Source organism: Mesorhizobium loti R88b (genome assembly GCF_013170845.1).
GTDB classification, from domain to species: Bacteria; Pseudomonadota; Alphaproteobacteria; order Rhizobiales; family Rhizobiaceae; genus Mesorhizobium; species Mesorhizobium loti_B.
This window is the reverse complement of record NZ_CP033367.1, coordinates 1,487,298-1,499,729: the sequence shown is the minus strand read 5'-3', so window position 1 is coordinate 1,499,729 and position 12,432 is coordinate 1,487,298. Positions and strand designations below refer to the sequence as shown.

The 12,432-nt window shown below is 63.7% G+C and carries 11 protein-coding genes; 9 read left to right on the top strand and 2 right to left on the bottom strand.

All coding sequences use genetic code 11. From position 1 onward, the window contains the following. From EB235_RS07275 to EB235_RS07245, 7 genes are all read left to right on the top strand, one after another. Positions 1–1,044, top strand: coding sequence for a tetratricopeptide repeat protein (locus EB235_RS07275; protein WP_027031630.1), 1,044 nt, complete (start codon positions 1–3; stop codon positions 1,042–1,044). A 143-nt stretch (positions 1,045–1,187) separates the two neighbouring features. Then, positions 1,188–1,754 (top strand): elongation factor P, encoded by a 567-nt coding sequence (gene efp / locus EB235_RS07270; protein WP_027031631.1) that lies wholly within the window; start codon positions 1,188–1,190, stop codon positions 1,752–1,754. Positions 1,755–1,876: 122 nt separating this feature from the next. Next, positions 1,877–2,677 carry an inositol monophosphatase family protein gene (locus EB235_RS07265; RefSeq protein WP_027031632.1) on the top strand — a complete coding sequence of 267 codons (801 nt, stop codon included), beginning with the start codon at positions 1,877–1,879 and terminating at the stop codon, positions 2,675–2,677. A 115-nt stretch (positions 2,678–2,792) separates the two neighbouring features. Continuing rightward, positions 2,793–3,479, top strand: coding sequence for a PAQR family membrane homeostasis protein TrhA (gene trhA, locus EB235_RS07260; protein ID WP_027031633.1), 687 nt, complete (start codon positions 2,793–2,795; stop codon positions 3,477–3,479). A gap of 105 nt (positions 3,480–3,584) precedes the next feature. Beyond that, positions 3,585–4,610: a MotA/TolQ/ExbB proton channel family protein gene (locus tag EB235_RS07255; protein WP_027031634.1), complete on the top strand. Its 1,026-nt coding sequence runs from the start codon at positions 3,585–3,587 to the stop codon at positions 4,608–4,610. Position 4,611: 1 nt separating this feature from the next. After that, the gene (locus tag EB235_RS07250) at positions 4,612–5,643 is read left to right on the top strand and encodes a peptidoglycan -binding protein (protein WP_027031635.1); all 1,032 of its coding nucleotides are present in this window, start codon (positions 4,612–4,614) and stop codon (positions 5,641–5,643) included. A gap of 251 nt (positions 5,644–5,894) precedes the next feature. Next, a complete protein-coding gene (locus EB235_RS07245; protein WP_027031636.1) occupies positions 5,895–6,323 on the top strand; it encodes a hypothetical protein in 429 nt (142 codons plus the stop codon). An 88-nt stretch (positions 6,324–6,411) separates the two neighbouring features. On the opposite strand, the gene EB235_RS07240 is transcribed toward EB235_RS07245, so the two are convergent. After that, a complete protein-coding gene (locus EB235_RS07240) occupies positions 6,412–6,765 on the bottom strand; it encodes a DUF1304 domain-containing protein (RefSeq protein WP_027031637.1) in 354 nt (117 codons plus the stop codon). Positions 6,766–6,905: 140 nt separating this feature from the next. Here EB235_RS07240 and EB235_RS07235 point away from each other — a divergent pair, with 140 nt between their 5' ends. Beyond that, positions 6,906–8,390: a carboxypeptidase M32 gene (locus tag EB235_RS07235; protein ID WP_027031638.1), complete on the top strand. Its 1,485-nt coding sequence runs from the start codon at positions 6,906–6,908 to the stop codon at positions 8,388–8,390. Positions 8,391–8,639: 249 nt separating this feature from the next. Further along, positions 8,640–10,544, top strand: coding sequence for a DUF3857 domain-containing protein (locus EB235_RS07230; protein WP_155256430.1), 1,905 nt, complete (start codon positions 8,640–8,642; stop codon positions 10,542–10,544). Positions 10,545–10,559: 15 nt separating this feature from the next. Here EB235_RS07230 and EB235_RS07225 read toward each other — a convergent pair whose 3' ends face one another. Next, a complete protein-coding gene (locus EB235_RS07225; RefSeq protein ID WP_027031639.1) occupies positions 10,560–12,359 on the bottom strand; it encodes an ABC transporter transmembrane domain-containing protein in 1,800 nt (599 codons plus the stop codon). Positions 12,360–12,432 lie beyond the last annotated feature (73 nt).

Genomic DNA, 12,432 nt, shown 5'->3' with positions numbered 1-12,432 from the left:
GTGTCCCTGGCAAGGCTTCCCCTTCAGGCCCTGCTTGCGGCGGTCATGATTCAGGCCGCCACCGCCGCCGAAACCATACCCTTGCCGCAGCCCAAGCCTGAAACCGGCGTGCACACTGACAAGCCGATCGAAACGCAGCTGCCGCAGCCCGCCACCACGGCGGAGCCGGCACCGCTGCCATCGGCCGACAGCATCAATCCAGACCGCTTCGGGGCCAAGCCGGCGGACGCGGCCTATGGCGCCTTCCAGCGCGGACTCTACAAGACGGCCTACGATCTTGCGCTGGTCCGTGCCCAGAATGGCGACCCGGCGGCGCAGACATTAGTGGCCGAGATCCTGTCGCGCGGGCTGGGCGTGCCGTTGAACGCGGCCGAGGCGGCGAAATGGTACGCCGCCGCCGCCGAGCAAGGCGTCCCGGAATCGCAGTTCCAATATGCGCTGATGCTGCTCGACGGCCGCTACGTCAAGAAGGACACGAAGGAGGCCTATGCGCTGATGCAGGCCGCCGCCGAAGCCGGCAACCGGCTGGCGCAGTTCAATTTCGCGCAGATACTGGTCCAGCAGGATCCCGGCGACGCGGGCCTCGCCAAGGCGGTCCCCTATTATGAGCGCGCCGCCGCGACCGGTCTCCCCGACGCCCAGTACGCCATGTCCCAGATCTACGCCAACGGCGTCGGCGGCAAGCCACGCGACGATGCGCAGGCAAGGCGCCTGCTGGCACAGGCCGCACGGCAGAACTATGACACCGCGCAGATCGATCTCGCCGCCTGGATGATCGAGGGCCGCGGCGGTGACCGCGACCTGAAATCGGCTTTCGGCTGGACGAAGCAGGCTGCCGAAGGCGGCAATGTCGCCGCCCAGAACCGCCTGGCAAAACTCTACATGCAAGGCATTGGCACCGACCCCGACCTGGTGCTCGCCGGTGCCTGGTACATCGTCGCCCGCCGCGCCGGCCTCATCGACGCAGACATGGACGATTTCCTGCAAGGGCTGAGCGAGGACCAGACCAAGCAGGCCCTGCAGAAGGCGAACCGCCTGCCCTGATAATGGCCCCGGCGCTGCGGCCCTTCCCGCCCGCTCCCTTGCCTCTTCCGGTGTTTTGTGGTCTTGGGAGCCCGAAATCGCTTTCCCAGCGAACATCCCATACCGACGGCCTGGCCGTTGGCAGCATCCCGGATCCCATCATCATGGCCAAGATCAATGGCAACGAAATCCGTCCCGGCTACGTCATCGAGCACGATGGCGGCCTGTGGGTGGCGGTCAGGACCAACACCGTCAAGCCCGGCAAGGGCGGCGCCTACAACCAGGTCGAGTTGAAGAACCTCATCAACGGCACCAAGCTCAACGAGCGCTTCCGCTCGGCTGAAACGGTCGAGCAGATCCGCCTCGACCTGAAGGATTTTTCCTTCCTCTATGCGCAGGAAGACGCGCTGGTGTTCATGGACACCCAGAGCTACGAGCAGCTTGAATTGAACAAGGACTTCGTCGGCGACCGCGCCGCCTTCCTGCAGGACGGCATGATGGTGACGGTCCAGCTCTATGAGGAGAGGCCGATCGGCATCTCGCTGCCCGATTATGTGACGCTGACCATCACCGAGGCGGACCCGGTAGTGAAGGGCCAGACAGCGGCGTCCTCCTACAAGCCGGCGGTACTGGAGAACGGCATTCGTGTCCTGGTGCCGCCTTTTATCGGCGCCGGCGAACGCATCATCGTCGACACCAACGAAATCACGTACGTGCGCCGCGCAGACTAGAGCATGATCCCGAAAAGTTGCGGACTTTTCGGACAAGATCATGCGTGCAAAGACAAGCAGATGAAGCGGGGCCGCGATCCAATTTGAGTTGATCCGCCCCAGGCTTTTGGAGTTTCAACAATATGGCACGCTCAGCCCTTCTCAACGTCATGGTCCAGGCCGCAATGAAGGCCGGCCGTTCGCTGTCGCGCGATTTCGGCGAGGTCCAGAACCTGCAGGTCTCGCTGAAGGGGCCAGGTGACTATGTCAGCCAGGCCGATCGCAAGGCCGAGGACATCCTGTTTGCCGAGCTGTCGAAGGCGCGTCCCGGCTACGCCTTCCTGATGGAAGAACGCGGCGTGGTCGAAGGCGATGACAGCCAGCATCGCTGGATCGTCGACCCGCTCGACGGCACCACCAATTTCCTGCATGGCATTCCGCTCTTCGCAGTCTCGATCGCGCTCGAACGTCAGGGGCAGATCGTGGCCGGTGTCATCTACAATCCGGCCATGGACGAGCTCTATACGACCGAACGGGGCGGTGGCGCCTTCATGAACGACCGCCGGCTGCGCGTCTCCGGCCGCACCAAGCTGGTCGACACGGTGATCGGCTGCGGCATGCCGCATCTGGGACGCGGCCACCACGGCAATTTCCTCGTCGAGTTGCGCAACGTCATGGCCGAGGTCTCGGGCGTGCGGCGTCTCGGCTCCGCCGCGCTCGATCTCGCCTATGTCGCGGCCGGCCGCATGGACGGCTTCTGGGAAACCGGTCTGTCGGCCTGGGATATAGCCGCCGGCCTGCTGTTGATCCGCGAGGCGGGCGGCTTCGTTTCCGACATGGAAGGCGGGCAGGATATGCTCGACAATGGCTCGGTCGTCGCCGGCAATGAGGTTATCCAGCGTGCGCTGCTGAAGACGGTGAAAAAGCCGCTCCCCTCTCGTTGACAGGCAAGCCGCGCTGTTTGGCACGGCGCGCTGAAGCGCCGCAGTCGCAAAACCGCAACCAAAGCTTGAAATACTGTCCGGCGGTTGCCCAGATAAGGGTGACGCAGGACGACAGATGACCAATATCCCGCCACAACTCGACATTCCGTTCATCGGGCGCTGGCACTATTCCCGCGCGGAGATGATCGCCGACGGCATCGTCCATGCTGTCGGCATCGTGCTGGCGATCGCGGCCGGCTCGGCGCTGCTGGCGCTGGCGGCGTATCGGGTCGGGCCCGGCGAATACCTCGCCGCAGCCTTCTATGTCGTTTCGCTGCTCACGGTCCTGTCAGTGTCGATGACTTACAATCTGTGGCCGGTGACGTCGCCGGCCAAATGGGTCTTGCGGCGCTTCGATCACGCCGCGATCTATCTGCTGATCGCCGCCACCTACACGCCTTTCCTGGCCCAGCTCGACGGCTCGCCGCTGGCCAGTTGGATGATCGTCCTGGTCTGGAGCGCCGCGGCGATGGGCATCGCCATCAAGGTGTTTTTTCCCGGCCGTTTCGACCGGTTGGCTGTTGTCTTCTACCTCGCCATCGGCTGGAGTGGCATCCTCCTGGCAAAGCCGCTTGTCGAGACCCTGCCAACGACGTCGCTTGCGCTCATCATAGCCGGTGGCGTCGTCTACTCCTGCGGCGTCATCTTCTTTGCTTGGAAGGCGCTGCGCTTCCACAATGCGCTGTGGCACGGCTTTGTCGTCACCGGCGCCGGCCTGCATCTGGCCGCCATGGTCGACTGTCTGGTCATCAATCGCCTCTGACAATGACTATCGGTGTGGCAATATTGCCAAGCGCCATTCAATTTGGTCACAATTCCGTTTAGAGTCGCCAGCTACGTGATCGGCGGCATCGGAAACGGGGCACGGATGGCTTTTCTCAAATCCTTCGGCGTGGGCAGGCGTTCCGACGTGCTGGTTTACGACCCGCACAAATTGTCGAGCCCGCAGGTCTTCCTGCTGACCATGGTCATCTTCCTGGCCATCGTCGCGTTTATTGCCGCCATCCTGACCCGTCAGATCTCGACAGCTTTTGGCAGCAATCCCGGCCTCAACGGCCTGATCGTCGGCGTGCTTGCGGTCGGCATCCTGCTGGCCTTCGCCCAGGTAGGACGGCTGTTTCGCGAAGTGCGCTGGGTCAACTCCTTCCGGGCCGGCTCCGAGACCACCGAACCGGTTCTGCTGGCGCCGATGAAGGCCATGATCGGCCGCTCGTCAGCGACGGCCTTTTCGACCAGTTCGATGCGCACGATGCTGGATTCCATCGCCACGCGCCTCGACGAAAGCCGCGACACCTCGCGTTATCTCGTCGGTCTCCTGGTCTTCCTCGGTCTTCTCGGCACCTTCTGGGGTCTGTTGAACACGATCGGCTCGATCCGCGAAACCATCGAATCGCTCGATCCCGGCACAGGGGATGCGGCGGCAGTGCTCGATTCGCTGAAGCAGGGCCTGTCGGCGCCGCTGGCCGGCATGGGCACGGCCTTCTCGTCCTCGCTGTTCGGTCTGTCCGGCTCGCTGGTGCTCGGCTTCCTCGACCTGCAGGCCGGCCGCGCCCAGACCCGCTTCTACACCGAGCTCGAGAACTGGCTGTCCTCGGTCACCGACCTGTCGTCCGACATCGTCGTCTCCGATCCGGCGAAGGCCGAATCCTCCGACGAGATCCGGGTGCTGTCCGAACGGCTGCGCAGCATGCAGGAGAATGGCGGCGGCTCCAACCCGCGCGTCGCCACCGCCATGGCCAATCTCGCCGACGGCATTTCCGGCTTGGTCAAGAACATGCGCTCCGAGCAGCAGATCATGCGCGACTGGGTCGAGGCCCAGTCCGACGAGCAGAAGGCGATGCGCAACACGCTGGAAAAGATCGCCGACGCCCTGAAGAAGCCTGGGGTGCACTAGCATGGCGCTTGCCCGGGGCCGGCGCACCGATCGCCGCATTGACTATTGGCCGGGCTTCGTCGACGCACTGTCGACGCTGCTTCTGGCCATCATGTTCCTGCTCACGGTCTTCGTGCTGGCGCAGTTCCTGCTCGGCCGCGAACTCTCCGGCAAGGACACGGCACTCACTCGTCTCAATTCGCAGATCAACGAACTGACGCAGCTTCTGGCGCTGGAGCGCTCGACGGCGCAGGACAAGGACGATTCGCTGGCCAATCTGCAGGCATCGCTGTCGGCGGCGGAAGCCGAGAAGAGCCGGCTCGAACAATTGCTGGCGCAAGGCGCGGGCGCCGGCGACGCTGCCACCCAGCGTGCCGTGGAGCTCGGCGGCGAGCTCGACAGCCAGCGCCAGATCAGCCAGCAGGCACTGAGCCAGGTCGAGATCCTCAACCAGCAGATCGCAGCACTGCGCAAGCAGATCGGCGCGCTTGAGGATGCGCTCAACGTATCCGAAACCCGCGACCGCGATTCCAACACCAAGATCGCCGATCTCGGCCGCCGCCTGAACGTGGCGCTGGCGCAGCGCGTGCAGGAACTGAACCGCTACCGCTCCGATTTCTTCGGGCGCCTGCGCGAGATCCTCGCCGACCGCGAGAACATCCGCATCGTCGGCGACCGCTTCGTCTTCCAGTCGGAAGTGCTGTTCCCAACCGGCTCCGAGGTGATCAACGATGCCGGCAAGGTCGAGATGAAGAAGCTCGCCGACGCCATCATTGAACTGCAAAAGGAAATCCCCCCCGAGATCAACTGGGTGCTGCGCGTTGACGGCCACACCGACAACAAGCCGCTCTCCGGTACCGGCCGCTACCGCGACAATTGGGAACTGTCAACGGCGCGTTCGACCTCGGTGGTGAAGTTCCTGATCGAGAACGGCGTGCCGGCCAACCGGCTGGTTGCCGCCGGCTTCGGCGAGTTCCAGCCGCTCGACCCCGCCGACACCGATGAGGCGCGCAACAAGAACCGCCGTATTGAACTGAAGCTCACCGAACGGTGATTCATCATCACGGAAAAGTCACGCGAACTTGTTTGCCAGCTCAACTCTAGGGCGCAGACCACGGCCGGCAAGGCCTGAAAAGATTATCTTTTTTTAATTACACATCGTCGCAAAGCAGTCCTAGCGTCCTGTGCAGGCCGAGAACCGCCGGCGATGAATCCCCCTCATCGCGACGCGACGGAACCGGACGGCCGACAGCTGGAAGGCAGGCGAAAGAACCGCTGCCTTCCTCTTCAGGAGGAGACGCGACGATGCGCTCTTTTACACCCTCGCTTAGAACCGCAGCACTGACTGCATTCTTCATCGCCATTCCGCTCGCCGGCGCCTATGCTGCGGGCCATCACAAGGGCGCCCTCGATGCCGCCGCCCCGACCGACTTGACCGGTCCGCGTGTCGAAGCCCTCATTGAACAGGCTCAAGGTGTCCGCGAGGGCATAGTCGACGCACGCCAGGCCAACAACATCACTCCGGCCGTGGCGGAACACCTGGAAATGCGCACCAACCAGATCCGCCAGGCCGCCGAGAGGATTGCGGCTTCGGATCACGGCAGGATACCGGCCGCGCAGTATCATGATCTGCTGGGTCATCTCGACCGTATCGACCAGCGCTTGAGGATCAACACCGGCAGCGGTTTCATGATGGGCGACGGCTCCGACGGCGGAAACTACCCGAACGGCTGAAGCCTCTGGAGGTCCAGAGGAAGGGACACCTGGCGCCTTCGGGACCCCAATCCCGCGGGCGTCCTTTTTCCTCACCTGTCCCTCTTGCCTACCAGCCAAGCCAGACCGCGATCAAGGCGACCACCGCCGGCACGGTCTGGATGAACAGGATCTTGCGGCCAACCGTTGCCGCGCCGTAGAGGCCGGCAATGGCCACGCAAGCCAGGAAGAACACCTTGACCTGAAGCCCGGCGGCACCAAGGTAAAGTCCCCAGATCAGGCCGGCGGCGAGAAATCCGTTGTAGAGGCCCTGATTGGCGGCGAGCACCTTCGAGGCTTTGGCGAATTCCGGCGTCAGCCGGAACGTCTTGTGGCCGTATGGCGTGTCCCACAGCACCATCTCGAGATAGACGATGTAGACATGGATCAAGGCCACCAGCCCGACCAGGATGTTGCCGATCATTTGTTCCCCCTTCATGTTTCGGCGGCAGCATTTCACGCACCGCCTCGGCTGCGCAAGCTGGATCTGCGGACGCGGCCTGAGGGTTGCCAACGCTTTTGCGTTGGTGTCTTTTCGCGCCGTCCTCATTCACGGAAGCCGCCATGTCCTTTCAGAAACTCGACAACCTCGGCCACAAGCTCGAAGCGCTTGAGCATGCGCTGGCCATCCTCGGCGCCGATGAGGCGACGCACATGGCGGTCGGCGGCGGCGAGAAGCGTGCCGAGGCGATGGCCGCACTGGCCGGCATGTACCACACCAGGGCGACCGCGCCGGAAATCGCCGACTGGATCGCCACCGCGGAAGGCGAGGCGCTCGATGACGAGCAGCGCGCGGCTCTCGCCGAATTGCGGCGCCAGTACACCAACCTGACATGCCTGCCGGTCGAATTCGTCGAACGCCAGACGACGGCGCGCATGCGCTGCGAGCAGCTGTGGCGCGACCTGCGCGCCAAGAACGATTGGGCGGGCTTTCAGCCGGCGCTCGAGGGCGTGGTGGCGCTGGTGCGCGAAGAGGCGGCCCTACGCTCCGATGTGCTCGGCCTCGCCCCCTATGATGCGCTGATGGAGCAATTTGACCCCGGCAACCGCACCGCCGACATCACCCCCGTCTTCGCCGACCTGAAAGCCTTCCTCAAAGGCTTCGTGCCCGAGGCATTGGCGATTCAGGAGGCGCGGCTGCGCAAGCACCCGCTGAAGCCGCTTTCGGGCACCTACGCGATCGACAAGCAGCGTGAACTCGGTCTTGCCATGATGGCTGCGGTCGGTTTCGACCTGACACATGGCTCGCTGTCGGTGTCGCACCATCCCTTCTGCGGCGGCGTGCCGAGCGACGTGCGCATAACCACCCGTTACAAGACATCGGATTTCCTGTCGGCACTGATGGGCGTGCTGCATGAGACCGGCCATGCGCTTTACGAACAGAACCTGCCGAAGGCATGGGCGCACTGGCCGCTGGGCAAGGCCCGCGGCATGGCCGTACATGAGAGCCAGAGCCTGTTCGTCGAAAAGCAGGTCGGCCGCAATCCCGCCTTCTGGCGCTGGGCGCTGCCGGTGGTGGAAAAGCATCTTGGCGAGTCCTGGTCGCTCGACGATCTCCTGCCGCATGTGCATCGCGTCGAGCGCGGTCTGATCCGCGTCGACGCCGACGAGGTGACCTATCCCCTGCATGTCATCCTGCGCTACGAACTGGAGCAGGAGCTGGTCTCGGGCAGGCTGGAAGTTGCCGATCTCCCCGAAGCCTGGGACGCCAAGATGCGCGACTATCTCGGCCTCTCCACGTCAGACAATCCGGCCGATGGGCCGATGCAGGACGTGCACTGGCCGGGCGCCGCCTTCGGCTACTTCCCGTCCTACACGCTCGGCGCGATGATGGCGGCGCAGCAATGGGCCGCGCTGACGCGGGAGCATCCTTTAGCCGATGACGATCTGGCGAAAGGGAATTTCGCAGCCATCAACGACTGGCGCCGCAAGAAGATATGGTCGCAGGGCTCGCGCTGGTCGACGCCAGACCTGCTCGAACGCGCCACCGGCGAAAAGCTCAACGCCGTGTATTTCGTCAATCACCTGAAGCAGCGCTACGGCGGATGAGGGCAGCCGCCGTGCCATCGCGATTTTCGTGATCGGCGACGACGCCCGGCAGACAAGACTGCAATGATCCATCATCGCCGGGCGACGACTGATCCCCCTGTCTTGCGGGATCGCCTCTACTTTTCTATCACTGGTGGTCCGCCCGTATGTTGACGTGCGGATCATGAGGGCGGGTGCTTTCCGGTGACATCTTCTGCGATCACACGGCTTTTCGTCTTGATTGCCTTTGCGATTTTCTGCGCGCCGGCCATGGCTGACAGCGAAATTCACAAGGGCAACCCCGGCGCCTGGATCGACCGGGTCGAGCTTCCCAAGGCGGACCCGCGCTTCGACAGCCAGATCAAGAGCGGCATCTCCAATCTTGTCTCGGAATATCAGATCCGGCAGCGGCCCGGCGGCATCGAGGCCTTCGACCGCTATGCCTACAAGATCGTCGACCGCACCGGGCTCGAGCACGGCGCCGCCATAAATTTCGAATTCGACCCGGCGACGTCACAAGTCACGATGAACTGGTTGAACATCATCCGCGACGGCGTGGTCATCGACCGTCTGCCTGGGGCCACTTTCGATGTGTTCCGGCGCGAGAAGGATGCCGAGAAGGGCCTGTTCGACGGCTGGCTTACGGCTTACGTGAATGTCGACGATGTCCGTGTCGGTGACATCATCGACTATGGCCGGACCACCGTCAGGACACCGATCGTCGGCGCGGATCTGTTTTTCCACTCGGTCGCCGTGGCCTGGGGCGAACCCGTCGCGCTCATTCGCGAGAAGGTGGTATGGCCGGCGAACCAGCCCTTGGAGATCCGCCGGGTCCGGACCGACATCCAGCCGGATATCAAGACCGACGGCGCGTCGAAAACCTACATCTGGCAAAGCATCAACCCTGCGCCGGTCAAGCCCGAGGAGAACCTGCCGGCGGATTTCTTGACCTATCCGACGGTCCAGATTTCCTCGACGGCGAAATGGCAGGATGTCGTCGATGCGATGTTGCCTTATTATCGGCTCGACCAGGAATTGCCGGCCGCGTTCGCGTCGAAACTTGACGACATCGCCGCCAGATACGCCAGCCCGGAAGACCGCATGATCGAGGCGATGCGGCTGGTTCAGGACACCATCCGTTATGTAAGCCTGTCGATGGGCCGTGGCTCCTACATTCCCCGCAGCCCAGGCACCGTGATTGCCTCGGGTTTCGGCGACTGCAAGGACAAGGCCCTGCTGCTTGCCTCCAGCCTGCGCCGGCTTGGCATTCAGGCTGATCCGGCCCTGACCGATCTTGATGACGGACTGGCGCTTGGCGACATGCTGCCGACGATCCGCGCCTTCGACCACGTCATCGTCAAGGCGACGATCAAAAGCCAGGTCTACTGGATCGACGCGACCAACTACCTGCAGGGCGGCAAGGCCGAAAACCTTGTTGCGCCCGACTATGGCTTTGCCTTACCGATTGTTGCCGGCAAAGCGCAAATGGAGAGGATGGAGCGCAAGGAACTCTTCCAGCCGACCACCTTCGTCAGCGAGGCCTTCGATTTTCCCAAACTCAAGGGCGAGGCGCTCAAGCTGACGGTCAGCACGACCTATCGGGACGCCGATGCCGACGGCATGCGCTACAGGCTGGTTTCGCAATCGGCCACCAAGCTCGCCGACGACTATCTCCAGTACTACAACCGGCAGTATCCGGGGATGACCAGCCTCGCGCCCTTGTCGACGAATGACGACCGCGACCGCAACGTCGTCACGACGGTCGAATCCTACGAACTGCCGGCCGAGGATCTCGACGCCGACGATCTCGTCAAGAACTTCCCGCTGAAGGCGGATGTCGGCATCGGCAATTTGCCGGAGCCGGACATGGTTGGCAGGATTGGACCTGTCTGGCTCGGCAGTCCGATGTTCAGGCGCCACCAGTGCATCGTCAGGAACCTGAAGGCGGCGTTTGTCGGCCCCGAGAAGTCCGACGACGTGATCACGCCCTATGTCGCCTTCAAGGCGCGCTGGTCGAGCACGCCGACCGAGTTCCAGGTCGACTGGTATCTCAAGACGATCGGCGATCGGGTTCCCGCCAAGGAGATCGGTTCCTATCTCAGGTCACGCCGGAAGATGACCGACAACGCCTCCTGGAGCTACAATTTCGGCTATGCCGAAGCCGAGGCGAATTAATCGCTCTGGAAATGCCTATTCCGCCGCGCCCCTGAAGGCGCTGGCGCCGGTCTCGAACTGCAGCTTGGCCAGACGCGCATAGATGCCGCCCTTGGCGACCAGGCTCTGATGCGTGCCTTCCTCGACGATACGGCCGCCATCCATGACCAGGATCCTGTTGGCCTTCAGCACCGTCGCCAGCCGGTGGGCGATGACGATGGTGGTGCGGCCCTGCATCAGCCGTTCCAGCGCGACCTGCACCAGCGTCTCGCTTTCGGCATCGAGTGCGGAGGTCGCCTCGTCGAGCAGCAGGATCGGCGCGTCGCGCAGGATGGCGCGGGCGATCGCCACACGCTGGCGCTGGCCGCCGGACAGCGTCACGCCGCGCTCGCCGACCTGGCTGTCATAGCCGTTTTCGAGCCTGAGGATGAATTCGTCGGCCAGCGCGTCCTTGGCTGCCGCCTCGATCTCGGCCTCGCTGGCGCCGGGCCGGCCAAAACCGATATTGTCGCGTGCGCTTGCCGCGAAGATGGTGACATCCTGCGGGACGATGGCGATGCGCTCGCGCACCGAAACGGGATCGGCTTGGCGCACATCGACGCCATCGATCAGGATCTTGCCGGTTTCGGGATCGTAGAAGCGCAGGATCAGTGAGAAGACGGTGCTCTTGCCCGCGCCCGAAGGGCCGACAATCGCAACCGTCTCGCCCGGCATGACCTGAAAACTCAGACCGTGGACGGCGGCACGGTCGGGCCGCGCCGGATAGGAGAAGGAGACGTCCTCGAAGGTGATCGCGCCCTTGGCGACCGCCGGCAGCGGCTTTGGATCGGCCGGCGCCTGGATCGCCGGCTTCTCGGCCAGAATCTCGGTCAGCCGCTCGGCGGCACCAGCCGCCTGGGCGAGTTCGCCCCAGACTTCCGACAGCGCACCGAGCGCGCCGGCGGCGAACACCGAATAGAGCAGGAACTGGCCGAGCGTGCCGGGCGATATCGTGCCATCGAGCACATCGCGCGATCCGAACCACAGCACCGCGACGACCGACGAGAAGATGGTGAAAATGGCAAAGAAGGTCAGGAAGGAGCGCGCGAAGATCGAAGCGCGCGCCGCCTCGAAGGCAGCCTCCACCGCGCCCGAAAAATGCCCGGTGACCAGCTTCTCGTTGGTGAAGGCCTGCAGCGTGCGCACCGCGCCGATCTGCTCGCTGGCATAGGCCGTCGCATCGGCAAGCGTGTCCTGCGCCTGACGCGATTTGCGCCGCACCGAGCGGCCGAAGGCGACCAGCGGCAGCACGATGATAGGAATGGCTGCAATGACCAGGCTGGACAGTTTAGGGCTGGTGACGACCATCATTCCCAAGGCGCCGAGGCCGAGGATGACGTTGCGCAGGGCGACCGAGGCCGTGGCGCCCACCGCCGACTTGACCTGCGTGGTGTCGGCGGCAAGCCGCGACACGATCTCGCCCGACTGGGCGGTGTCGAAGAAGGCGGGCGACAGCGTCGTTACATGGGCAAAGACATCGCGCCTGATATCGGCGACGACGCGCTCGCCAAGCGTGATGACGAAATAGTAGCGGCCGGCCGATGCCGCCGCCAGCACCGCGGCCATCGCCACAAGGGCGGCGAAGTATTCGGCGATGAAGGTGGTGCTGGACGACGAGAAACCGTGGTCGATCATGCGCCGCACCGCCAGCGGCAGCGCCAATGTCGTTGCCGCCGCGATGGCAAGCGAGATAAGGGCGCCGACGACCAGCGTGCGATATCCAGTGATATAGGGAAACAGGCGCCTGAGCGGCTTGAGCGAGCGTCGGCGCTCGTCTGCGCTGCTTGATTGCGCCATCTTGGTGTGTCCTCTAGCCGCTTCAGCTTCATGCGCCTCAATATGCGCTTGCCGCGGCCTTGTGATTCAATTC